This is a genomic window from Photobacterium sp. Ph5, from assembly GCF_022129445.1.
Classification (GTDB): Bacteria; Pseudomonadota; Gammaproteobacteria; order Enterobacterales; family Vibrionaceae; genus Photobacterium.
On record NZ_JADQAQ010000004.1, the window covers coordinates 85,946 to 107,582 of the forward strand.

At 38.9% G+C, this 21,637-nt stretch carries 25 protein-coding genes and 2 tRNA genes (1 of these 27 only partly in view); 11 read left to right on the top strand and 16 right to left on the bottom strand.

Going from position 1 to position 21,637, the window contains the following annotated elements; genetic code table 11:
• The 9 genes from I3259_RS02775 to I3259_RS02815 all read right to left on the bottom strand — a co-directional run.
• Positions 1-53, bottom strand: a tRNA-Val gene (locus I3259_RS02775) (it extends 124 nt beyond the left edge of the window).
• Between the two features lie 47 nt (positions 54-100).
• Positions 101-177, bottom strand: a tRNA-Val gene (locus I3259_RS02780).
• Between the two features lie 240 nt (positions 178-417).
• Positions 418-678, bottom strand: coding sequence for a DUF5062 family protein (locus I3259_RS02785; protein WP_005367367.1), 261 nt, complete (start codon positions 676-678; stop codon positions 418-420).
• A 131-nt stretch (positions 679-809) separates the two neighbouring features.
• Entirely contained in the window at positions 810-1,892 is a 1,083-nt protein-coding gene (locus I3259_RS02790; RefSeq protein WP_238028228.1) for a DUF3080 domain-containing protein, read from the bottom strand.
• Positions 1,893-1,984: 92 nt separating this feature from the next.
• Positions 1,985-3,355, bottom strand: a complete 1,371-nt coding sequence (locus I3259_RS02795) for an MATE family efflux transporter (RefSeq protein ID WP_238028229.1) — start codon at positions 3,353-3,355, stop codon at positions 1,985-1,987.
• Positions 3,356-3,581: 226 nt separating this feature from the next.
• Positions 3,582-4,736 carry a hypothetical protein gene (locus tag I3259_RS02800; protein ID WP_238028230.1) on the bottom strand — a complete coding sequence of 385 codons (1,155 nt, stop codon included), beginning with the start codon at positions 4,734-4,736 and terminating at the stop codon, positions 3,582-3,584.
• A complete protein-coding gene (locus tag I3259_RS02805) occupies positions 4,733-5,113 on the bottom strand; it encodes a GtrA family protein (RefSeq protein WP_238028231.1) in 381 nt (126 codons plus the stop codon). Before I3259_RS02805 ends, I3259_RS02800 begins: the two co-directional genes overlap by 4 nt.
• A complete protein-coding gene (locus I3259_RS02810) occupies positions 5,106-6,128 on the bottom strand; it encodes a glycosyltransferase family 2 protein (RefSeq protein ID WP_238028232.1) in 1,023 nt (340 codons plus the stop codon). The genes I3259_RS02805 and I3259_RS02810 overlap by 8 nt, the downstream gene beginning before the upstream one ends.
• Before the next feature lie 9 nt (positions 6,129-6,137).
• Positions 6,138-6,791, bottom strand: coding sequence for a riboflavin synthase subunit alpha (locus I3259_RS02815; protein ID WP_238028233.1), 654 nt, complete (start codon positions 6,789-6,791; stop codon positions 6,138-6,140).
• A 294-nt stretch (positions 6,792-7,085) separates the two neighbouring features.
• Between I3259_RS02815 and I3259_RS02820 the strand changes: the two genes are divergently transcribed.
• The gene (locus I3259_RS02820) at positions 7,086-7,694 is read left to right on the top strand and encodes a riboflavin synthase subunit alpha (protein ID WP_238028234.1); all 609 of its coding nucleotides are present in this window, start codon (positions 7,086-7,088) and stop codon (positions 7,692-7,694) included.
• A gap of 66 nt (positions 7,695-7,760) precedes the next feature.
• On the opposite strand, the gene I3259_RS02825 is transcribed toward I3259_RS02820, so the two are convergent.
• Positions 7,761-7,964, bottom strand: a complete 204-nt coding sequence (locus I3259_RS02825; RefSeq protein ID WP_238028235.1) for a CPXCG motif-containing cysteine-rich protein — start codon at positions 7,962-7,964, stop codon at positions 7,761-7,763.
• Between the two features lie 256 nt (positions 7,965-8,220).
• Positions 8,221-9,090 (bottom strand): fructosamine kinase family protein, encoded by an 870-nt coding sequence (locus I3259_RS02830; protein WP_238028236.1) that lies wholly within the window; start codon positions 9,088-9,090, stop codon positions 8,221-8,223.
• A gap of 385 nt (positions 9,091-9,475) precedes the next feature.
• On the opposite strand from I3259_RS02830, the gene yqfB reads away from it, so the two are divergent.
• Positions 9,476-9,775: a N(4)-acetylcytidine aminohydrolase gene (yqfB, locus tag I3259_RS02835; protein ID WP_238028284.1), complete on the top strand. Its 300-nt coding sequence runs from the start codon at positions 9,476-9,478 to the stop codon at positions 9,773-9,775.
• A gap of 10 nt (positions 9,776-9,785) precedes the next feature.
• On the opposite strand, the gene I3259_RS02840 is transcribed toward yqfB, so the two are convergent.
• Positions 9,786-9,971 (bottom strand): hypothetical protein, encoded by a 186-nt coding sequence (locus I3259_RS02840; protein ID WP_045082937.1) that lies wholly within the window; start codon positions 9,969-9,971, stop codon positions 9,786-9,788.
• 5 nt (positions 9,972-9,976) lie between these two features.
• Here I3259_RS02840 and thrS point away from each other — a divergent pair, with 5 nt between their 5' ends.
• The 4 genes from thrS to rplT all read left to right on the top strand — a co-directional run bounded on the left by thrS (position 9,977) and on the right by rplT (position 13,158).
• Entirely contained in the window at positions 9,977-11,908 is a 1,932-nt protein-coding gene (gene thrS, locus I3259_RS02845; RefSeq protein WP_238028237.1) for a threonine--tRNA ligase, read from the top strand.
• A 3-nt stretch (positions 11,909-11,911) separates the two neighbouring features.
• The gene (gene infC / locus I3259_RS02850; protein ID WP_105060390.1) at positions 11,912-12,463 is read left to right on the top strand and encodes a translation initiation factor IF-3; all 552 of its coding nucleotides are present in this window, start codon (positions 11,912-11,914) and stop codon (positions 12,461-12,463) included.
• Positions 12,464-12,565: 102 nt separating this feature from the next.
• Entirely contained in the window at positions 12,566-12,760 is a 195-nt protein-coding gene (gene rpmI / locus I3259_RS02855; RefSeq protein WP_005367387.1) for a 50S ribosomal protein L35, read from the top strand.
• Between the two features lie 44 nt (positions 12,761-12,804).
• A complete protein-coding gene (gene rplT, locus I3259_RS02860) occupies positions 12,805-13,158 on the top strand; it encodes a 50S ribosomal protein L20 (protein WP_005367388.1) in 354 nt (117 codons plus the stop codon).
• Positions 13,159-13,260: 102 nt separating this feature from the next.
• On the opposite strand, the gene I3259_RS02865 is transcribed toward rplT, so the two are convergent.
• From I3259_RS02865 to I3259_RS02880, 4 genes are all read right to left on the bottom strand, one after another.
• On the bottom strand, positions 13,261-13,734 hold the full coding sequence (locus I3259_RS02865) for a hypothetical protein (protein ID WP_238028238.1): 474 nt from the start codon (positions 13,732-13,734) through the stop codon (positions 13,261-13,263).
• 15 nt (positions 13,735-13,749) lie between these two features.
• A complete protein-coding gene (locus I3259_RS02870; protein ID WP_042116874.1) occupies positions 13,750-14,007 on the bottom strand; it encodes a YiaA/YiaB family inner membrane protein in 258 nt (85 codons plus the stop codon).
• Between the two features lie 142 nt (positions 14,008-14,149).
• Entirely contained in the window at positions 14,150-14,392 is a 243-nt protein-coding gene (locus I3259_RS02875) for a phenylalanyl-tRNA synthetase subunit alpha (protein WP_238028239.1), read from the bottom strand.
• A gap of 162 nt (positions 14,393-14,554) precedes the next feature.
• Positions 14,555-14,824 (bottom strand): hypothetical protein, encoded by a 270-nt coding sequence (locus tag I3259_RS02880; RefSeq protein WP_238028240.1) that lies wholly within the window; start codon positions 14,822-14,824, stop codon positions 14,555-14,557.
• A gap of 294 nt (positions 14,825-15,118) precedes the next feature.
• Here I3259_RS02880 and pheS point away from each other — a divergent pair, with 294 nt between their 5' ends.
• From pheS to btuC, 5 genes are all read left to right on the top strand, one after another.
• Positions 15,119-16,102 (top strand): phenylalanine--tRNA ligase subunit alpha, encoded by a 984-nt coding sequence (pheS, locus tag I3259_RS02885; RefSeq protein WP_005367402.1) that lies wholly within the window; start codon positions 15,119-15,121, stop codon positions 16,100-16,102.
• Between the two features lie 20 nt (positions 16,103-16,122).
• Complete coding sequence (pheT, locus tag I3259_RS02890; protein ID WP_238028241.1) at positions 16,123-18,510, top strand: phenylalanine--tRNA ligase subunit beta; 2,388 nt, start codon at positions 16,123-16,125, stop codon at positions 18,508-18,510.
• Between the two features lie 489 nt (positions 18,511-18,999).
• A complete protein-coding gene (gene ihfA, locus I3259_RS02895) occupies positions 19,000-19,296 on the top strand; it encodes an integration host factor subunit alpha (protein ID WP_005367406.1) in 297 nt (98 codons plus the stop codon).
• A gap of 202 nt (positions 19,297-19,498) precedes the next feature.
• Entirely contained in the window at positions 19,499-20,542 is a 1,044-nt protein-coding gene (locus tag I3259_RS02900) for a succinylglutamate desuccinylase (RefSeq protein WP_238028242.1), read from the top strand.
• 102 nt (positions 20,543-20,644) lie between these two features.
• Positions 20,645-21,637: a vitamin B12 ABC transporter permease BtuC gene (btuC, locus tag I3259_RS02905; RefSeq protein WP_238028243.1), complete on the top strand. Its 993-nt coding sequence runs from the start codon at positions 20,645-20,647 to the stop codon at positions 21,635-21,637.

Consider the following 21,637-nt stretch of genomic DNA (forward strand, 5'->3'; position numbering starts at 1 on the left):
CAGTGACACCTTGCATGTCATGCAAGTACTCTAACCAACTGAGCTAAGCGAGCAAATTGTACTGCGATAAACCGCTTAAAGAAGCCATTTATTTAATAACTGGTGCTCGCTACTGGACTCGAACCAGTGACACCTTGCATGTCATGCAAGTACTCTAACCAACTGAGCTAAGCGAGCAATCTAACTGAATAACAATGTCATCGTCATCAGCGAATGACAAGCATATTAGCGAGTCACTTTCGTCTAGGCAAGTGTTTAAACAGAGTTTTTTAGTAAATTCAGTGCGTTTGCTTGAACAATAGCCAGTTATCTTACAATCTTGATGATGAAATAGTCGAAGTCATATTTTTAAGCAGGACATTGCTAATTAAATGTAATGTGTAGCGCAACAGAACGTGCGCTACACAAGAAGATAATTTAGTTTAAAAGTTCGTGATCGGGTGGAAGTAAGCGGCTGATCCATAAAACAAGTTTATGTTTCATATGGACGCCGTCTTCTTGATCTACCGCAAGAGGAGTGATTTGTTTACAATCAACCAGTAAGCGATAAATACACTCAACACGGTCGGTAGAGCCAACACTGCGGTCTAAATCGCCAAACCCTTGCTTTTTCGCGAATGCAAAGCCTATTTCTAATGCTTTTTTAAGAAGTTTTGCTTCATTCTTGGTTTTCTTCATGCGTATCTCCTATATCCCTTAGCGAAAATATATATAAATTTATTGTCTTCGCGACTGTAGAAGCTGAGTTTAAATTTTAGTTTAAACCTCAATTTTTTGAAGCAAAGTTATTCTATCAAATTAGAATAAAGTTATTGTCCAACTTTGAATTTACATTGTTTAAAGAGACGTTGCCAGAATTTAACGTGCGCTAATGTGGCTTCATGAAACTGCTGATACAGATCGCCATCAACATACAAAGCTATATAGGTTTGCATCGGTGAAGAGATATGAATATTTGGTTGATTCAATTGTTGAAGTATTTGCTGTAAAACGGGCTGTATTTGTCGATATTGTGAATCAAGTGTTGATAAATAAGGCTGGATAGTTGGAACATAAAACTTATAGAAAACATTACGAAGATACTGTGCTTTTTGCTGATTCAGATTCTTTCCACACAAAATTGAATCTTGTGACTGGGTAAGTTGTTCTGTAATCGTGTTCAGCAATGCCGTGGTGCGTTGCATTGAATAGAAAAGATCACCAATATATCGGCTATTATAAATTTGTTGTTGGTGCTCAAAAAGATCCTGATATTTATCCTGGTTAGAATAAGTTGCTGTGATGTTATTTGCGCGTTTGATGCTATTTGAAAGTAAATTATTGATATAGCTAAATGCGCTTAGGCTAGTGTTAAATTGAGTAGTTTGATTATTTTCAAGTAGTTGATGGCCTAGCGTTAATTGTCTACGCCATTCTTCTCCAGTAAAAAGCGTGTTCCAAAAAACTAATGGGATCTGCTGTTTCTTTTGCTGGTAAATAGGTGCTAGCTCGGTCAATAAATCAAAGTCTTGAGGTAGTGTTTCTAAACAATATTGTAACCCATCTAATAGTAAAAGCTCATAGCGGAGACCGCGGGTTTTATCTTGAACTTTACCCAAAATCGAATTTCGCTCTGCAATCAATTGGAATAAGCCACATTGCCGTAATTCATAGGCATCAAGTAGACCAATTCTAATATCTGCTAAAGGCTGAGTAAGCTCTCGTTTAGAGGGTAAAAGTAGTAAGGGTGTTTCAGGAGAGGGGACTTTGTCTATATCGAGTACATTAGCTAGACGTTGATGGTACGTATCAAAGGCTTCTTCATTGTTATTGTTTTTACAGCCTATCAGCAGTATTGAAATGATAAGTATCAGAGACAGTCTATGTGGGAAAATAGAAATAGATACAGGCATAGGCATCTCTTAAAACATTAAGTGAATATTCATCATACTGATTATTATCAATATTAGATCAAAAAAGGCGATCTAATGATCGCCTTTTTGTCTTATCGATATGACATTTCAAGTTGCTTTTCAGCATCAAGTTTATGCACATGGTGTATTCGCCAACCAAGCATAATGGCTGCCGCACTTAAGCCGAGAATAAAACCAATCCAAAAACCTTGCGGGCCCATTGCTGGCACAATCCAGTTTGTTAGGCCTAAGACGTAACCTGATGGTAGTCCTATTAGCCAGTAAGCGATGAATGTACAAACGAAAATGGCACGCATATCTTTATAACCACGTAACGCACCTGCAGCAACAACCTGAACGGCATCACTACATTGGTAAATCGCTGCAAGTAGTAATAATTGCCCAGCAAGCACGATTACTTGTGGGTTATGAGTATAGAGCTCGGCAATGTCTTCGCGGAAAATAACCGTCATCACAGCGGTACAAATAGCCAAAGCCGTACCGACAATTAAACCGCAATGGCTTGCAATACGGGCACCATCAATATCTTGTTGTCCCATTTTGTGGCCAACACGAATACTCACCGCTGCACCAATACTCATTGGCAACATATATACCAATGATGAGAAGTTCATCGCTATCTGATGTGACGCTACTTTATTTGGACCTAATGGTGAAATCAGTAAGGCAATAACAGCAAACAGTGAAACCTCAAAGAAAAGCGAAGCTGCAACGGGAAAGCCTAGTTTAAATAAACGTGAAAGTGCTTTTAGTTGAGGACGATAAAATGTGGTAAAAACCCCAATACTTTTTAGTCGTTTATTAATTAAGACATACGCTAGTAATGCGAAAAACATGAACCAATAGACGATAGCTGTTGCCACGCCACAGCCGATCCCGCCTAATTCAGGTGCTCCAAACTTTCCGTAAACGAAAATCCAGTTTAGTGGAATATTGGCAAGTAAACCTAAAAAGCCGATCACCATGCCAGGAATAGTAAAAGATAAGCCTTCAGAAAAACTTTTTAGGGTTTGGAAGAACAAAAAAGCAGGTACAGCAAAAAGTACGGCATATAAGTAACCGACCGTTTTTTCTGCTAATACAGGCTCTACATTCATGTAATGTATTAAAGAGCCCGCGTTATATAAAATCAACATGGTTGGGATGGATATTAAGATCGCAAGATAGAAGCCATGTTGAACTTCAAACGGAATACGTTCTTTTTTACCTGAGCCGCTAAGTTGCGCCACAACAGGCACAAGCGCCATAAGTAAACCAACACCAAATAAGATAGAAGGTAACCAAATACTTGCAGCAACAGCGACTGCTGCCATGTCTGTCGCACTGACACTACCCGCCATCACTGTGTCAACAAAGCCCATCGATGTTTGTGCAACAGAGGCAATGAGAACAGGCACGGCAAGCTTTATAAGCTGCGCTGTTTCTTTTTTATAGTTATGCACTATTTTTGGCTCCAAAAAGAGGAAAATAAAGGGGAGGAGTCAAGTATTAAAATGCTTTTATGGCATTCTATTTTGTACTGCCAATGATTTTTCAGGATTATATAAACAAAAGGCGCATAACCAAAATAGAATATTGGCAAATTGCATAATTATTGTTCTAAGGTAGGAATAACAGCAGCTTAGTAGATAGTGCATTACTCATTAAGCTGCTGTTTTATTTAGAAAGTTAAACTGTAAACATCATATGGCTGTAAAAGCCAATAGCGATAAAAGTACTTGCTGCACTAAAGACACATAGCATCGGTGTTTTAATATGCGGATAACGTTCAATAAGTAAAAGTAAGCCAAGGAAGGTTGGATATAACCCAAACGCATAACGAGGCATCGCATTTAAATTTGATGACAGCGGTAATACCAAACAAATGAACATAAATATGGCTTCAGCGTAGTATTTACGCACGACCAAATAGATATTTAGTATAAACGCGAGTATCGCCATGATGGCTAAGTAAAGCTTAGGGCCGCCTGTTTCAAAACCATAGAGGATCCAGTGAAATGGATTGGTTAATTGGCGTCCCCACGCGATCTGGATGTGTCCAAAAGCCAGCGCATCACCTACATGAAAGTAAAGATAAGCCATATAGGTGAAAAAGCCGAAAGGGATCACCCATATAGCTGAAATTGCTTTTAACGCAGGGGTTTTAAAGCGAACAAAACTATTTATACCGTAGTGTTGAATCGCAATAATGAGCACAGGAAAAACCAAGAAAACGCCAAGGTTACGGGTAATAGCGGCTAATAGACCTAAAATAGCGACCCACCCCCATTGTTGGCGATAACTAAATAGGAATACACCAGTAACAAAAACAATGAAGAGCGGTTCGGTATAGCCTGCAGTTGAATACACAGTATAAGGTGAAAAACACAATAACCAGATAGCAGCAGACTGCGTTGCCTTGCTGAAATTAAGCTGCTTTAACGCCATTAAAATAATCGGCAAGCTGAATAAAAACGCTAAGTTTGACGCTATAACTAAACCTAAACGGGCATTATTAATTGGATTTTCAAAAAAGATAAATTTCGAAAAGATCCAACCAAGAAAGGGCTGTAGAGGCATAAATGCCCAGTTAGCCGCATTTTTCTGACTTAGCCATTGTGGCACTAAATCATAGCCATTTTCGATGATCCGATAAAACCAGACACAGTCAAAGCGACAGATAGTTTGTAATAAAGGTTGCTCAGCATAATGTCCAGAAGCGAATTCAGTTACTCCCCATAAACCTAAGCAGTAGATAACGGTGCGACTAACAATAACGGCAAAAATAATGGTCAGCCATTCTCGTTGACTAATTTTTATCGAAGGTAAGTTAAGCGTACTCATTTGAACACCCAAAATTTAGCTAAGATAAAGGTAATTACGGGTACACAAAGGGTTGATATTGTTACCGCTAACCAGCCTGAGAACATTGCTGATTTCAATAATGAAGCAAGGATCATATTGTTAATAAAAAAGCCCATCAGGGATACAGCCAAGAATTTTAAAAATGAGCCTTTCTGTCCAAACGTAAAGTGTCGATGTCCAAAATAAGACACTAAAAAAGCAATACTAAAACCGATCACATTGGCACTGTATTCTGATGGATCTTGGATTTGTAAAAAATAAAGTCTAACAACAGATAAATGTACTGCTGTTGCGAGTAGACCAATAATTGCAAATCGATTCAGTTGCCAAAAGTGCTTTAAAAATGACTCATTCATTGGTGGTTTCTAACTCTTTATTTGTTTCAGCAACAACGGATTTTGGTTGTTTTACACTATATTTTCCATAAACACCCTCAACAAGGTAAATAGGGCGTTGTTTTAGTTCGGTATAAATGCGGCTGATATAGCCACCAATCACACCTAATGATATTAATTGAATACCACCAAGGAACAGTACTACAGAAATAGTTGATGCATAACCTGGTGTATGAACACCAAAGAAAACAGTGCTTATTAATACATACATTAAAAAGATAAAGGATAAGAATGAAATACCAAAACCGACAAATCCCCACACACGTAAAGGCCAAGCGGTAAAACTTGTAATACCATCCATTGCGAAGTTCCATAACTTCCAATAGTTGAACTTAGTATCACCAACATTTCGTTCTGGGCGCTGAAAATCGACACCAATAGAGCGGAATGAAGACCAAGCCAATAAACCTTTCATGAAACGATTGCGCTCAGGTAGTTGTTTTACCGCTTCAATAACACATCGGTCGATTAAGCGAAAATCACCGACGTTTTCAGGTAGGATCGTTTCTGCAGATAAAAAGTTGAAGAAGCGGTAGAAACCGCCTGCAGTTACACGTTTTAAAAACGTATCTTTTGAACGGTCAACACGAACACCATAAACGGTATCGTATTCACCTGTTTGCCATAATCGTACAAATTCAAGAATGAGCTCTGGTGGATCTTGTAAATCAACATCTAAGATAACCGCAGCATCACCTTTTACGTAATTAAGACCAGCAGTCATTGCTGCTTCTTTGCCAAAGTTACGTGCGAAGTTGATTAAGCTAATAGAATCATCTTTAGCAATTTGAGCTTCAATCTCAGATTTTGTTTTATCTTTACTGCCGTCATTAATGAAAACAATATCAATATGTGAACGAATGGAGGAAAGCTTATTATTGATTTCATTAATAAAGGGCTCAATAGCGACTTCTTCGTTATACACAGGAACGATAAGCGACAATGAATAGTTTGAGTTTTTAAGGTTATTATTCATATTATTACCTTAGTTATTAGTCACTGAAAATGACGCCAATGTTGGTGTTATTGCATGATGACTAGCGTTTTTTGATAAAGATAGAAATGAAAAATCCATCAACTTAAATGCTAATGGTGTTAATACATTTACTTGGAATGTTTGTAACGAATCACCGGATTTAAATGCAGATGCAGGAATGATGGCATCAAATACGTTAGATTGTTTTGTTGATGAAAAAGCACCATGCCATTGATTCACCGTAAAGTGTAATGGTGAAGATAGTGGGGATGTTAATGTAATACTTACTTTAACATCTTCCTTTACCTTGAGTGGCAGCGTGAAATACAGCCCACCAGTATTGTTTAATAATCGAACACCGTTATCGGCTTTTTTACTCCAGCCTTTGCGTGATAAATATGGAACTTTTGTTGTGAGATCTAGTGATGATGGAATGCTTAGAGCAAGATCGGGCTCTTTAGGCTGCCAAAAAAGAGTCTGAGTTTTAATGTAATAAGCCTTATACGCAATACTTACGTTTGGGGTTACAGCTTTATATAAAACCCAAAGGTAATAACACGATAAGATCGCAATTAATGTTATTAGCGTAATACGTAGTATTGTCGAAGAACGGGACTTTTTAGTGTTTATTTGCATGGCATCATTAGCGACGTCAACAGTCATAACATACCTATATGATTTTGTATTCGTTATCTTATTGATGTAAAAATACACTTTATCTCTTTATTCCAAAAAGGGATATATTTTTCATTACTAAGATATTTATTTGACAATTAATTGTCATTGTTAAATAACATAGAAAAGGTTAATCAATGCTGTATAAGAAAAGTAAAGCTAAGGACATTTGATGCTTACTTTTAAGTATTGGCTTATTTGTAAATTTTGCTATAAAAAAGAGCAATAAAATCAAAATACTTATTATTGGCAAAGCTAATCATTAACTCATTTAGGAGCGTTATGTTTACGGGAATCGTACAAGGAACAGCAGAAATTATTTCGATTACTAAAAAACAAGATTTTCAAACTCATGTGATACGTATGCCTGCACATTTATTAAGTGGTGTAGAACTAGGAGCTTCGGTTGCTCACAACGGCTGTTGTCTGACAGTCACGGATATTAATGATGATTTGTGGTCATTTGATTTGATGCAAGAGACACTTAATGTCACTAACCTTGGTTTGCTTAAAGAAGGTGATGTCGTCAATGTTGAGCGTGCAGCAAAGTTTGGCGATGAAATCGGTGGTCACTCTATGTCTGGGCATATAATGTGTACAGCAGAAGTCTCAAATGTCGTTACATCAGAGAATAATCATCAGATCTGGTTTACTTTACCGCAAGCACAGATGAAGTATGTATTCACTAAAGGGTATATAGGGATTGATGGTATAAGTCTCACCATAGGTGATGTGGTCGAAAATCGTTTCAATGTGAATTTAATACCAGAAACATTACAGCGTACAAATTTAAAAAGTCGTGCTATTGGTGATGTGATTAATATTGAAATAGATCCTCAAACCCAAGCGATAGTCGATACAGTTGAGCGTGTGCTTGCTGCACAATCATAAATGATAGATTAACTAGACCGCTCAGTATTGTATTGTTGGCCTAGTTAATTATTTATTGAATCAGCACTAAAAAATTTGTTCGTCATCAGCATCTATAAATAAATTAATGGTTTTGTGGAGGTCATCAATCTGCATATTGATATGAATTGGATTACAGCATGCAGAGCAATCATCATAAAATTCTTGGCTTCCAGCACTTGCATCTAATTCAATGCGTATGACATGCCCACAGTGGGGGCAGCTAACGTTTTGTTCTGAATAGTTTTTCATTGGTGTACTCCTTCACATACAGTCAGTTAGCATTAGCAAATTTAATATTGGTCGTGTTACAGCAAGCCATTTAACGTTCACTATAACCAAACACACTATTGATAGCCTAGTAGCTAGCTTTACTGCTTGCTGGTAATGACTTATTTAACTGTAGTGACAATATTCATCAATAAAAAATAATCTGCGACATAAGATACACAAATACTAATTCATACCTTAAGTCGACATATAAATGAAAGCCGGATTAGATTTATTTCTATTCATCTAATAGATTAAGCTTTGCAATAATGTATTCCGCTTGACCCATATATTCTCCACCAAAGAGTATGCAGTGGTTAAGGATATGATAAAGGTTATAGAGCTCTTTGCGTTCTTGATACTCAGAAGCTAGAGGGTAGACAGAATTATACCCCTCATAAAAACTGTTGGGGAAACCACCGAACAGTTCTGTCATCGCTATATCACATTCTCGATCCCCCCAATAAGTGGCAGGATCAAAAATAATTGGACCAGATACAGTTAGAGCAGTATTACCATGCCATAAATCACCATGTAATAAAGAAGGTTTCGGCTGGTGGTTAACTAAGCGTTTAATAACGTTGCCAGTAATAGTATCAATATTGCCAAAGATAATGCCTCTTTCTTCACAAAGTTGTAATTGCCACGCTATACGTTGTTCTGCAAAAAAACGACACCAACGACGATGCCAGCGGTTGGGTTGTGGTGTTAGACCGACATAATTATCAAAATCAAAACCATACTCAGCCTGCTCACCCCATAAATGCAGTTTTGCTAATTGCTGACCTAATTGATAACCCGCATGATCATCAACTTTTTTTGTTGGTAAATAATTAAGTGTGAGGAAAGATTTGTCGCGACATGTACCAACGTGAATATATTGAGGCACTTGAACACAATTAGCTTCATTAAGAATGCGTAAACTTTCTGATTCAGTTTCAAAAACAACTAATTGTTCTTTATCATTGAGTTTAAGAAAAAAACGTTGATCACCATCGCTAACGCAATAGCATTCATTGACGTCGCCGCCTTCTAGCGATTGTCGTTCAACAATCTTAAATGGTCGACCTAGTACATCTGACAGCTGGTGAGAAATGGCTTGCCACATAATCATCCTCCGCACTGAAACGTATGTATACAACTTGTCTATCAACATCTTAGACTATATATCGTGTGAAGAAATGTGAACTCAGTGTGATTTTAGTTACTGTTTTTAAAAACTTAGAATTCAAACGATAGAAAGAACAACAAAAACAAAGTATTAAAATAAACCGATGTATAAAATATATGTTCTTCTTTTTTAAATAAAAATAATCCCATCATAAAAAGATGCTTAAATATTAGATAGTGAACGCATTGAAAAATATTTAGGCATTAATCCTTAAAGATACTTACAAAACACAATGTATTCATGTTGCAAATGCAGGTAATCTGTCAGTACATTATTTTAATGAAAAAAACAAACGATGAGCCAAAAAATCACTCCTACAGAAATGACATTTTTTGAACGTTTTGAAACCGATATTCTTTCTGGAAAAAAAACAATCACTATTCGTGACGAAGCTGAAAGTTACTATGTACCAGGTTCACAAGTAAAAGTATCCACATTTGAAGATGGTCGCGAATTTTGTACATTACAAATCGATAGGGTAGAGCCAATCTTATTCTCTGAATTAAATAACTTTCATGCCCAGCAAGAAAATATGACATTAGATGTGCTTAAAAGTGTTATTCAAGATATCTATCCTGGTATAGAAAAACTGTACGTTGTTAGTTACACACTCGTTGACTAAATTATTGTTATTAATTTAAGAGGATTCTTTGCAATCCTTTTAATCCGTTTGCTATAGTACAGCCTCGCTTTTCTTTTAGTGTGCCGCTCAGTATTGCGGTATCGAAAGTAAAGCGTTTTTTATTCGTAAAAGCTTCTGAAAGCTTTATAAATTCAACATGTGCTACTTGGTGTGTGGCACCACTGTTAAAGGACATTATTCATGCCTGTAATTACTCTTCCTGACGGTAGTCAACGTCAATTCGACGCGCCTGTATCAACTATGGACGTGGCACTTTCAATCGGTCCTGGTCTTGCTAAAGCAACGATCGCAGGGCGTGTTGATGGTGTTCGCGTAGATGCATGTGATCTAATTGAAAATGACGCAAGCCTTGAAATCATCACTGCAAAAGATGAAGTTGATGGTTTAGAGATTGTACGTCACTCATGTGCTCACCTATTAGGCCATGCTATTAAGCAGCTTTACCCAGAAGCGAAAATGGCTATTGGTCCTACAATCGATAACGGTTTCTACTACGACATCGATTTAGAGCAATCACTAACTCAAGAAGATCTTGAAGTGATTGAAAAGCGCATGCTTGAGCTTGCTAAAACCAAATATCAGGTTGTTAAGAAAAAAGTAAGCTGGCAAGAAGCACGTGATGCATTTGATGCACGCGGCGAAACTTACAAAATTGAAATTCTTGATGAAAATGTAGCGCGTGATGACCGACCAGGTCTTTACCACCACGAAGAATACATTGATATGTGTCGTGGTCCACACGTACCTCACATGGGTTTTTGTCAAAACTTTAAGCTATTAAGCGTTGCTGGTGCATACTGGCGTGGTAATAGCGACAACAAGATGCTGCAACGTATCTACGGTACTGCATTCCACGATAAGAAAGCATTAAAAGCACACTTAACTCGCTTAGAAGAAGCGGCGAAGCGTGACCACCGTAAGATTGGTAAGCAACTTGATTTGTTCCATATGCAGCAAGAAGCACCTGGTATGGTGTTCTGGCATCACAATGGTTGGACTATTTTCCGTGAATTAGAAGTGTTCATTCGTGAAAAACTAAATGAATACGATTACCAAGAAGTGAAAGGTCCACTAATGATGGACCGCGTTCTTTGGGAACGTTCTGGTCACTGGGACAAGTACGCAGATGCAATGTTCACAACTAGTTCTGAGAACCGTGAATACGCAATCAAGCCAATGAACTGTCCAGGTCACGTACAGATCTTCAACCAAGGTCTGAAATCTTACCGTGATCTTCCGCTGCGTATGGCTGAGTTTGGCTCATGTCACCGTAACGAACCATCAGGTTCACTTCACGGCATTATGCGTGTACGTGGTTTCACTCAAGATGATGCGCATATTTTCTGTACGGAAGCTCAAGTACAACAAGAAGTTACATCTTGCATCGAAATGGTGTATGATACTTACAAGACATTCGGCTTCGACAACATTGTTGTTAAATTATCTACACGTCCAGAAAAACGTGTAGGTTCTGATGCAATGTGGGATAAAGCAGAATCAGACTTAATTACCGCGCTTGAATCAATGGAAATTCCATTTGAAATTCAAGAAGGTGAAGGTGCGTTCTACGGTCCTAAGATCGAGTTCACGCTTCACGATTGCCTTGATCGCGCATGGCAGTGTGGCACCGTTCAGCTAGACTTTGCTTTACCAGAGCGTTTAGGCGCTACTTACGTTGGTGAAGATAATGAACGTCATACACCGGTTATGATTCACCGTGCAATTCTTGGTTCTCTAGAGCGTTTCATCGGTATTCTTATCGAAGATTATGCAGGCTTCTTCCCAACATGGTTAGCGCCTCAACAAGCTGTAGTGATGAATATTACTGACGCTCAGTCAGAATATGTGCAAGAAATTGTAGAAAAATTGAAAAAATGTGGAATTAGAGTCAATGCGGACTTGAGAAATGAGAAGATTGGCTTTAAAATCCGCGAACATACTTTGAAGCGAGTGCCTTTCATGCTCGTTTGTGGAGACAAAGAAGTTGAAGCAGGCGTTGTAGCAGTTCGTACTCGCAAGGGTAAAGATTTGGGTAAATTTAAGATTGATGAACTTGTTGCATTTATGCAGGAAGAAATTAGCAGTCGTAAGCTCAATATTGTGGAGGAATAAGGTATTAAAGGCGGAAAAAGAACCCAAGCACCAGTTAAGCAAAACGCGCATCGTCTAAATGAAGAAATTCGTGGCGTACGTGAAGTTCGCCTGACTGGCCTTGATGGCGAATCAGTTGGTGTTGTTTCACTTGATGAAGCAATGGAAGTTGCTCTAGACGCTGGTGTGGATCTAGTTGAAATTAGCCCTAATGCCGAGCCACCAGTTTGTCGTGTGATGGACTATGGCAAGTACCTGTTCGAAAAGAGCAAGGCTGCTAAAGAGCAAAAGAAAAACCAGAAACAAATCCAGATCAAGGAAGTTAAATTCCGACCTGGTACAGACGAAGGCGACTATCAGGTAAAACTACGCAACCTGACTCGCTTTTTAGAAGAGGGCAACAAAGGCAAAGTAACGCTACGTTTTCGTGGTCGTGAAATGGCTCACCAAGGTCTTGGTATTGAACTTCTTAACCGTATTAAGGGTGAACTTGAAGACATCGCTGTCTGTGAGAGCTTCCCTAATCGTGTAGAAGGTCGCCAAATGACCATGATGCTTGCCCCAAAGAAGAAGTAATAAAGGCATTCAAGTAGCTAAAAAGCGCTGCTTTTAAGTAGCGCTTTTTGTTCGCCCTATTACTGTGATTATTAACTATCAACAATGCGGAGTTATCATCTCATGCCAAAGATGAAAACAAATCGTGGCGCAGCTAAGCGCTTCAAAAAAACAGCTGGTGGCTTTAAGTTTAAGCATGCTACTAAGCGTCACATCCTGACTAAACGTACTACTAAGAACAAACGTCAGCTTCGTCCAAATGCAATCCTTCCTAAGTGTGAAGTGGCTGCAGTTGCTCGTATGCTTCCGTTCGCTTAATCGTTTTTAGTTTTATATTTTATTATTTTAGTTAGGAGTCTCCTATGCCTCGCGTAAAACGTGGTGTACAAGCGCGTGCACGTCACAAGAAAGTTCTTAAACAAGCTAAAGGTTATTACGGTGCACGTTCACGTGTTTACCGCGTAGCTTTCCAAGCTGTTACTAAAGCTGGTCAATACGCTTACCGTGACCGTCGTCAGAAGAAACGTACTTTCCGTCAACTTTGGATTGCACGTATCAACGCTGCTGCACGTCAAAATGGTATGTCTTACAGCCGTTTAATCAACGGTCTGAAGAAAGCGTCTATCGAAATCGATCGTAAGATCCTTGCAGATATCGCTGTATTCGACAAAGCTACTTTCACTGTTCTTGTGGAAAAGGCAAAAGCTGCACTGTAATTTCTCAGTTTAGTTTTTAAGTTAAAAGGAGAGCCTCGGCTCTCCTTTTTTCATATCTACGTATTTTCATTTCTTATAAATCTCTCTTTTATATTAAGAGTGTTACCTCGATACATTATCGTCGATGGTATAGCTCTCTAATGTTAGTAATAGCTTTATCTCTAGTTGGTTAAGTTGGAGTAAGAGTTGTATATCAATGGCTTCTCTATTTGCTACTTGCCGTTTATAAGCCCTGAGTACGCTGGTTGTTTCTGCTACTAATGATTCAATTCTCTCAATAGATTTAGCATGTGTAGCCATTGTGGTTTCTATATGTAATAGCTGCTGCTTTTTCTTCCATTGTTGGCGTAATGTTTTTTGGAATCTCTCTGCAGCATTTTGTTGTGAGGAAGCAGAAGGAGATAGTATAGGAGGAATATTGATGTTAGTTATTAGTTGTTCATCAATATACTGGATATGTTTCTTAAGAGTACGAGATCTCTTAAGCAACAGATTATATCTATTACGTTTAGTTTCTATAAGTGTGTTTAAGCGTTGTCTATTTTCACATAGATGACGTATTGATTGATAATCCATAAACGTATCTATCAGTTAGTCATCAATGTCGTTAAGTAATTTGGCTGTTTTCGCTTCTTCAATTTTGTTGATTAAGCGATCTGATTCTGCTTCATCACGAACAGCTTTGCTTAATGTGATCGTGGCACTAACTAAAAATAAGCTACAGATACTGTAATAGCCTTTGATAATCAAATCACCAGGTAGTTTTACAATGCTAATGATCATAGCAATAGCTGCAATAGCGAAGGTTGCTTTAGCATAAGTTAACCAGTAGTTATTTTGTTTTTTCATTATAATTTCCTCTTAAACAATAAAACAGTGTTCAATTATAATATTAGAGGATTTTGAAAAATGCAACAGTGTATTTTATTTTTGTTTGGACATAAAAAAACCAGCATCTAGAGGTGCTGGTTTTAAAGAATAGGAATAAACCTTATGCCATTACACGGCGTTGTTTACTTGCTCGTGTACGTGTCTTAACAAGAAATGCAAGGAACGGAACAAGAAGAGCATTAAGACCGATGAAGAACACTAGGTTAATAATATTGAAACCAGATGCAGAGTTGATAGGCATTGCATGTGCTAGGCCGTAATTACCTAGCGCAAGTAGCGCAGTACAAAGGATCATTGCAAAAGTTGAAATTTTTAATAGAGCAGCGAATTCTTTATTTTTCATCAGAGACTTCCTAACTTTGACTTTGATCATAATTTACACTGAAAAATGTAATTTTAAAACAGCTTTGGCAATTAATTTCACAATTATCAATGAAAGGAATAATTAAAGCGATAGAGTTATAGGCTATCGCTTTTTATCTGTGAGTAAGGAATATCAAAATACTTAATGATGCTGTAAGTAAGAACGCGTTTTGGTTTTAGTGTGTTGGAAACTGATCCATAAGCAGATGAAAAAACCAACAAATAGACAGTTAAAAGCTAGGTAATAAAGAATATGAATGTAATCGACGTGCATCTGACTTGTTAGCGGGTTTTTCATCATGATCGGCATACTTGAAAACATGCCCATATTTCCCATGATGATCAGTGCACCACAGAGTAGTAATGCGAATTTTAGAATAGATAGAAGTCCGGTAAAATCTTTTGTATCCATGAGTAAATCCTCCAAAAATATGTAACAAAATTACTGCCAGGGGAGGTTTTTCGATAGATGAAAAAATGAGAAATAGGAATCCAGATCCAGCCTTTAATTCTTACTTAATTTGCGACCTAATTGATTGAAATCGCCATTTTTTGCTGTGCAACTGATAAAGGCGTTTTTTTTTCGTCCAAACTTACGGTTTTATTGCGATTCAATTTGGATTTAGACGCCGCTTTCTTTAGTATGTATCGTTACGCGATTTTATATCTCCCTTAAGGACGCCACCTGTGGGTGGATGAGGATACGATGCAACATCTAGACGAGATTATTGCCAACGCAACGGCAGCTATTGAGCAGGCTGATTCATTAGTCGCTCTGGACGAAGTCCGAGTTCAATTCCTAGGTAAGAAGGGTCACCTAACTCTTCAACTACAAGCCCTAGGTAAATTACCACCAGAAGAACGTCGTACTGCTGGTCAAGAGATCAACAAAGCGAAGCAAGCAGTGCAAACGCTACTTGTAGAGCGCAAAGATGGCCTACAACGTGCAGAGCTTGAAGCTAAGCTTGCGGCTGAGACTATCGATGTTTCTCTTCCAGGTCGTCGTATTGAAAATGGTGGCTTACACCCAGTAACACGCACAATTGAGCGTATTGAAAGTTTCTTTGGTGAGCTTGGTTTTACAACTGAAGCTGGCCCTGAGATTGAAGATGCTTTCCACAACTTCGATGCGTTAAATATTGCTGAAGATCACCCAGCACGTACTGACCACGATACGTTCTTCTTCAACCCAGATTTAATGCTACGTACGCACACATCTGGTGTTCAGATCCGTACAATGGAAAATGGTCAACCACCATTCCGTTTCATTGCACCTGGTCGTGTATACCGTAATGACTACGATCAAACTCACACACCAATGTTCCACCAAGTGGAAGGTATGTTAGTTGATGAAAACGTAAACTTTGCGCAACTAAAAGGTATTCTTCACGATTTCCTATGTAATTTCTTTGAAGAAGAAGTTGAAGTGCGTTTCCGTCCTTCTTTCTTCCCATTCACTGAGCCTTCAGCTGAAGTTGACGTTAAAGGTAAGAACGGTAAGTGGTTAGAAGTACTAGGCTGTGGCATGGTACACCCTAATGTTCTACGTTCAGTTAACATCGATCCTGAGAAGTACTCAGGCTTTGCATTTGGTATGGGCGTTGAGCGTCTAACTATGCTTCGTTACGGCGTTAACGATTTACGTGCGTTCTTCGAGAACGACTTACGTTTCCTAAAACAGTTTAAGTAAGCACTAGGGGCTAGAAATCTATGAAATTCTCTGAATCTTGGCTACGCGAGTGGGTTAATCCTGCAGTAAACAGCGAAGAGCTAGCTCACCAGATCACAATGGCTGGTTTGGAAGTTGACGGCGTTGAAGCAGTTGCTGGTGAATTTACTGGCGTTAAAGTAGGTCAAGTGGTTGAGTGTGCACAACACCCAGATGCTGACAAACTACGCGTAACAAAAGTAGATGTAGGTGCTGAAGAGCTACTAGACATCGTTTGTGGCGCATCTAACTGCCGCCAAGGTATCAAGGTTGCAGTTGCAACGGTTGGTGCTGTGCTTCCTGGTGATTTTAAAATCAAGAAAGCAAAACTACGTGGTCAACCTTCTCACGGTATGCTTTGTTCATTCACTGAACTTGGTATCGATGTTGAGTCTGATGGCATCATGGAACTTGCAGAAGATGCCGTTCTAGGTACTGACTTCCGTGAGTTCCTAGGTCTTGACGATGTTACTATCGACGTTGATCTAACAGCTAATCGTGCTGACTGTCTAAGTATTGCTGGCCTTGCTCGTGAAGTTGGCGTACTTAACCGTGCTGAAGTAACTGAGCCTCAATTTGAGATCGTTGCACCTACAGCTGCTGATACTATTGCTATTGATGTTAAAGCGCCTGCAGCATGTCCACGTTACCTTGGTCGTATTGTTCGTAATGTTAACGTTCAAGCTGAAACACCATTATGGATGCAAGAAAAGCTACGTCGTTGTGGTACACGCTCAATCGATCCAATCGTAGATATTACTAACTACGTACTGCTTGAAATGGGTCAACCAATGCACGCATTCGATCTTGCTAAGATCGACGGTGGCATCGTTGTTCGTATGGCTGAGCAAGGCGAGAAACTGACGCTTCTTGACGGTAACGAAGCTGAACTAAACGACAATACATTAGTGATTGCAGATAACAAGCAAGCACTAGCTATTGCTGGTATCTTCGGTGGTGAGTTCTCAGGTGTTAACACTGAGACGAAAGACGTACTACTTGAGTGTGCATTCTTCGCACCAGATGCAATCCGTGGTCGTGCTCGTAGCTACGGTTTACACACTGATTCTTCACACCGCTTTGAGCGTGGTGTTGACGCGACACTACAAACTAAAGCAATGGAACGTGCAACAGCACTTATCGTTGAAATTTGTGGTGGTGAAGTTGCACCAATCGTTGAAGCTGAATCAGAAGCTGATTTACCAAAAGCAGCAACGATTGAACTTCGTCGTACTAAACTAGATCGCCTATTAGGTCACTCAATTGCTTCTGAGGAAGTGGTTGAAATCCTAACACGCCTAGGTTGTGACGTTGAAACAATTGATGCTGGCTGGAAAGCAACAGCACCAGCATGGCGTTTCGACATGGCAATTGAAGAAGATTTAGTGGAAGAAGTGGGTCGTATCTTCGGCTACAACAACATTCCAAATCAATCGCCAGTTGCTGCGCTAAGCATGAACTTACACAAAGAAGCGAATCTTCCTCTTAAGCGTGTACGTGATCTGCTTGTTGATCGTGGTTACCAAGAAGCGATTACTTACAGCTTCGTTGAGCCTGAGCAACAAAAACTTATCGTGCCTGAAATTGAACCATTGATTCTGCCTTTCCCAATTTCTGCGGATATGTCAGCAATGCGTTTAAGCTTGTGGACTGGCCTGCTAAATACAGTTGTGTTCAACCAGAAGCGTCAGCAACCACGTGTTCGCCTATTTGAAGCGGGCTTACGTTTTGTTCCTGAGCAATCAGCAGAAAACGGTATGCGTCAAGAAATGATGCTTGCTGGTGTGATTGCTGGTAACCGTAGTGATGAGCACTGGGATATTGCAACTAACACTGTAGATTTCTTCGATCTTAAAGGTGACTTAGAAGCAGTGCTTGAGCTAACAGCTAATGAAGCTGCATTTAGCTTCAAAGCCGCTAAGCACCCAGCACTTCACCCAGGTCAATCAGCAGCAATCGTTGTTGACGGCAAAGAAGTGGGTTTCATTGGTACTGTACACCCAGAGCTAGAACGTAAGTTTGGCTTGAATGGTCGTACTATCATGTTTGAAATCGAGTGGGCTGCAATTAACTCTCGTATGCTTCCTGAAGCAGTTGTTGTATCTAAGTTCCCTGCAAACCGTCGTGATATCGCCGTTGTGGTAAACGAAGATGTATTAGCTGGTGACGTTGTTGCTGCTTGTCGTGAAAACGGTGGCGAGCTACTGACAGATGTTAACCTATTTGACGTTTACACAGGTAAAGGTGTAGAAGAAGGCAATAAGAGCCTTGCAATTGCGTTAACACTTCAGTCTGCAGAACGCACATTAGAAGAAGCCGATATTGCATCAGCAGTAGAAGCGATTGTTGCTGCATTGGCTGAAAAGTTCGGTGCATCACTACGTGATTAAGACTAATTAATAAAGGTTAATAGCGTTAATTACGAAAATATTGACGCTTTTAACTCTTTGTTTTTTAAAAGCAGCCAACAATGGCTGCTTTTTTTTTGATCTTTCTCCAAAAAATAATAAGACTCTGATTAATAGATATTTTTTGCTATTTTTGTATTTTATAAAATCAGATTATATGTAAGTCATTGTTTTTATAGACTTAGTTTGTTGGTTTGTTTGAATATTAAGTCAACTGATTGCACAGTAGAAGCCGTATAAAGCAAAAAAAAAATCAGAAATTAACGTGAAGTTTACGTAAAAAAGTTGGCGGAAATCAGCAAGTTGGCTTAGACTTGACTCTAGTTGATAGGGAAGTAGAGATGTTTGTCTCTTCAAGTGCCAGTTATAGGTATCTATTAATCTTATTAACGTAACCTTATTCACAGTAACAAGCTGGAATGATGCCAGTGTTGTTACTATCCATTCAACATAGTCTTGAGGGAGTTATCTATGGCGCTCACAAAAGCCGATTTGGCTGAGAACCTGTTTGAGAATGTTGGATTAAGCAAACGGGACGCCAAGGATACGGTGGAAGTCTTCTTTGAAGAAGTTAGGAAGGCTCTAGAAAATGGCGAACAAGTAAAACTGTCTGGTTTTGGTAATTTTGACTTACGAGACAAAAACGAGAGACCAGGGCGTAACCCGAAAACTGGCGAAGATATTCCTATTTCTGCACGTCGAGTAGTAACTTTCCGCCCAGGTCAGAAGCTAAAAGCACGAGTAGAAACGTTAGAAGTACCTAAATAAGCCCGTTTAACGCTTAGTCAAATTGAAACCCAAGTGAATTTATTCTCTTGGGTTTTTTATTACCTTTTTTGAGCTAACTGAAAATCCATATGGTTGTACGTTGCCATTATGTTGCTGTTGTGTTTCATGATTGGTCTTTTATACTGGAAGTTAAATAATTTCTAATATTGTATTTCATAACGTTTATGTACATGGAGGTAATATGACGTTTGTTGATGAGGTAAAAAAAGGCCATTTCCTATCGGCTACCTGTGATTTTTCATTACCATCTACGACTGGTGAATGGATATTGGAGTCTGGTATTCATTGTAAATTGTTGCAACGTGGTGTATTACAAATCACGCCAATAGAACAAATAAGCACAGCAAAAGATATTGTTTTATCTTCTGGTGTACATGGCAATGAGACGGCACCAATTGAATTAATACAGCAATTAGCTGAAGGTATTTTACTTGGACATATTGAGCCTGTTCATCGATTACTATTGATTATTGCTCACCCTGAAGCGATCAATAATAAAACACGCTTTATTGATGAAAACATGAATCGCTTGTTTAAAATCCGTAATCCAGAAAGAAACCTTGACTGTAAGATTGCGAATCAACTTCAAGAGGCCGTAAACAGTTTCTATGGTGCCTCTACAGCGATTCAGCCAGAAAAGTGGCATCTTGACCTTCACTGTGCAATTCGACGCTCAGAACACTATACCTTTGCGATTAGTCCATATAGCCATAAGTTATCACGTAGTAATAGTCTGTTTAGTTTTATTCAATATGCAAAAATTGAAGCAGTACTGTTAGCGAATGATCCATCTTCTACTTTTAGTTGGTTTAGTGCTGAATATCATGGTGCACAAGCATTAACGATTGAGTTGGGCAAAGTAGCGGATTTTGGAGAAAATGACTTAACATTATTAACGTATTTTAGCCATGCGGTAATGAAGCTAATCACGGAAAGTACATTACCAATTAGTTGGAATAATGATGTTGAAGTTTATCGTGTAAATAGGACATTATTAAAACAATCGGAAACATTCTCTTTTTCCTTTCCTAATGACTTGCCAAACTTTACATTTTTCGAAGAAGGCACCTATTTAGGTAGTGATAAAGAACAAGAGTTTATAGTTGATGAAAAAGGTGAAGCGGTTGTTTTTCCAAATGCTAATGTGGCGTTAGGACAACGAGCTGCATTAATGGTAAAAAAAGCACATATTATATTTGATGAGCAGATACGGTTATGTGGTTAACTTTATAAAAAGTAATGTTTTTAATAATTACAATCTCATACTTTTTTTCTTTTACGAGAGGTTGTAAGGTAAGGCTCTTTTACCATTTTAACGATGGAACGTATGTCTCTTAATGCATTATTAGCCCGTCAGCAATCACGCTGGCGGTTTAGTTTTTGGCTAATAGTTTTACTGCTCATTATTGTTTGTTTTTTTTCTTTATCCGTTGGTGAGTTGTGGATCAAACCATGGGCACCGGAAGGGGACTTAGAACAACAATTACTCCTACAGTTACGTTTGCCTCGGTTATTAGCTGCTCTGGCCATAGGAGCTGCTTTAGCAAGCTCTGGTGCTGTGCTGCAAGTATTACTTGGTAATCCATTAGCAGAGCCGGGTGTATTGGGTATCTCCGGTGGTGCAAGTTTAGCATTAGTTGCAGTATTATTTTTCTTGCCATTTGCACCATCTCCAATGCTTACTATGTTTACAGCGATGGGAGGCGCATTATTATTTACATTAATTCTTGTTGGGCTCTCACGTCGACGTAGTGTTTCAATGACTCGTTTATTACTAATTGGTGTCGCGTTGGGTATTTTGTCTAGTGCTGTAATTACTTGGGCATTTTATTTCAGTGATGATCTTAGTATGCGACAGTTAATGTACTGGCTCATGGGAAGCCTTGGTGGGGTTAATTGGCAGCAACTCTCTTTGCTATTTTTTATTGTTCCTGTGTTAGCTGTTTTATGTTGTCAGGGGAAAAAACTCGATATTTTAATGTTGGGAGAGCTCCATGCACGACAACTAGGCTTGAATGTAGCGACTCTACGCTGGAAATTGATCTTAATGGTATCGTTATTAGTCGGTAGTGCCGTCGCGTTAGCGGGGATTATTGGCTTTATTGGGCTTGTTGTTCCGCATTTAATACGTTTAATGTTAGGGACTGAAAATCGTTTTTTATTGCCGTTGTCTGCTTTAACTGGCGGGTTATTATTAGTCTTCGCCGATACGTTATCACGTATTTTGCTGCCTTCTGCTGATCTTCCTGTTGGTGTCGTGACTACATCACTTGGTGCGCCAGTGTTTATTTGGATGCTTATGCGTTCACAACTGGAGTAA

What these genes read in the sequence shown, in the direction of transcription:
- I3259_RS02790 (WP_238028228.1), bottom strand. Translation starts at nt 1,892, where the DNA reads ATGCCTGTATCTATTTCTATTTTCCCACATAGACTGTCTCTGATACTT.
- I3259_RS02900 (WP_238028242.1), top strand. Translation starts at nt 19,499, where the DNA reads ATGACGTTTGTTGATGAGGTAAAAAAAGGCCATTTCCTATCGGCTACC.
- thrS (WP_238028237.1), top strand. Translation starts at nt 9,977, where the DNA reads ATGCCTGTAATTACTCTTCCTGACGGTAGTCAACGTCAATTCGACGCG.
- rplT (WP_005367388.1), top strand. Translation starts at nt 12,805, where the DNA reads ATGCCTCGCGTAAAACGTGGTGTACAAGCGCGTGCACGTCACAAGAAA.
- btuC (WP_238028243.1), top strand. Translation starts at nt 20,645, where the DNA reads ATGTCTCTTAATGCATTATTAGCCCGTCAGCAATCACGCTGGCGGTTT.
- I3259_RS02805 (WP_238028231.1), bottom strand. Translation starts at nt 5,113, where the DNA reads ATGAATGAGTCATTTTTAAAGCACTTTTGGCAACTGAATCGATTTGCA.
- ihfA (WP_005367406.1), top strand. Translation starts at nt 19,000, where the DNA reads ATGGCGCTCACAAAAGCCGATTTGGCTGAGAACCTGTTTGAGAATGTT.
- yqfB (WP_238028284.1), top strand. Translation starts at nt 9,476, where the DNA reads ATGACATTTTTTGAACGTTTTGAAACCGATATTCTTTCTGGAAAAAAA.
- I3259_RS02840 (WP_045082937.1), bottom strand. Translation starts at nt 9,971, where the DNA reads ATGTCCTTTAACAGTGGTGCCACACACCAAGTAGCACATGTTGAATTT.
- I3259_RS02815 (WP_238028233.1), bottom strand. Translation starts at nt 6,791, where the DNA reads ATGACTGTTGACGTCGCTAATGATGCCATGCAAATAAACACTAAAAAG.
- I3259_RS02810 (WP_238028232.1), bottom strand. Translation starts at nt 6,128, where the DNA reads ATGAATAATAACCTTAAAAACTCAAACTATTCATTGTCGCTTATCGTT.
- I3259_RS02825 (WP_238028235.1), bottom strand. Translation starts at nt 7,964, where the DNA reads ATGAAAAACTATTCAGAACAAAACGTTAGCTGCCCCCACTGTGGGCAT.
- I3259_RS02830 (WP_238028236.1), bottom strand. Translation starts at nt 9,090, where the DNA reads ATGTGGCAAGCCATTTCTCACCAGCTGTCAGATGTACTAGGTCGACCA.
- pheS (WP_005367402.1), top strand. Translation starts at nt 15,119, where the DNA reads ATGCAACATCTAGACGAGATTATTGCCAACGCAACGGCAGCTATTGAG.
- I3259_RS02800 (WP_238028230.1), bottom strand. Translation starts at nt 4,736, where the DNA reads ATGAGTACGCTTAACTTACCTTCGATAAAAATTAGTCAACGAGAATGG.
- I3259_RS02865 (WP_238028238.1), bottom strand. Translation starts at nt 13,734, where the DNA reads ATGGATTATCAATCAATACGTCATCTATGTGAAAATAGACAACGCTTA.
- I3259_RS02875 (WP_238028239.1), bottom strand. Translation starts at nt 14,392, where the DNA reads ATGAAAAATAAAGAATTCGCTGCTCTATTAAAAATTTCAACTTTTGCA.
- I3259_RS02870 (WP_042116874.1), bottom strand. Translation starts at nt 14,007, where the DNA reads ATGAAAAAACAAAATAACTACTGGTTAACTTATGCTAAAGCAACCTTC.
- I3259_RS02785 (WP_005367367.1), bottom strand. Translation starts at nt 678, where the DNA reads ATGAAGAAAACCAAGAATGAAGCAAAACTTCTTAAAAAAGCATTAGAA.
- rpmI (WP_005367387.1), top strand. Translation starts at nt 12,566, where the DNA reads ATGCCAAAGATGAAAACAAATCGTGGCGCAGCTAAGCGCTTCAAAAAA.
- I3259_RS02880 (WP_238028240.1), bottom strand. Translation starts at nt 14,824, where the DNA reads ATGGATACAAAAGATTTTACCGGACTTCTATCTATTCTAAAATTCGCA.
- pheT (WP_238028241.1), top strand. Translation starts at nt 16,123, where the DNA reads ATGAAATTCTCTGAATCTTGGCTACGCGAGTGGGTTAATCCTGCAGTA.
- I3259_RS02820 (WP_238028234.1), top strand. Translation starts at nt 7,086, where the DNA reads ATGTTTACGGGAATCGTACAAGGAACAGCAGAAATTATTTCGATTACT.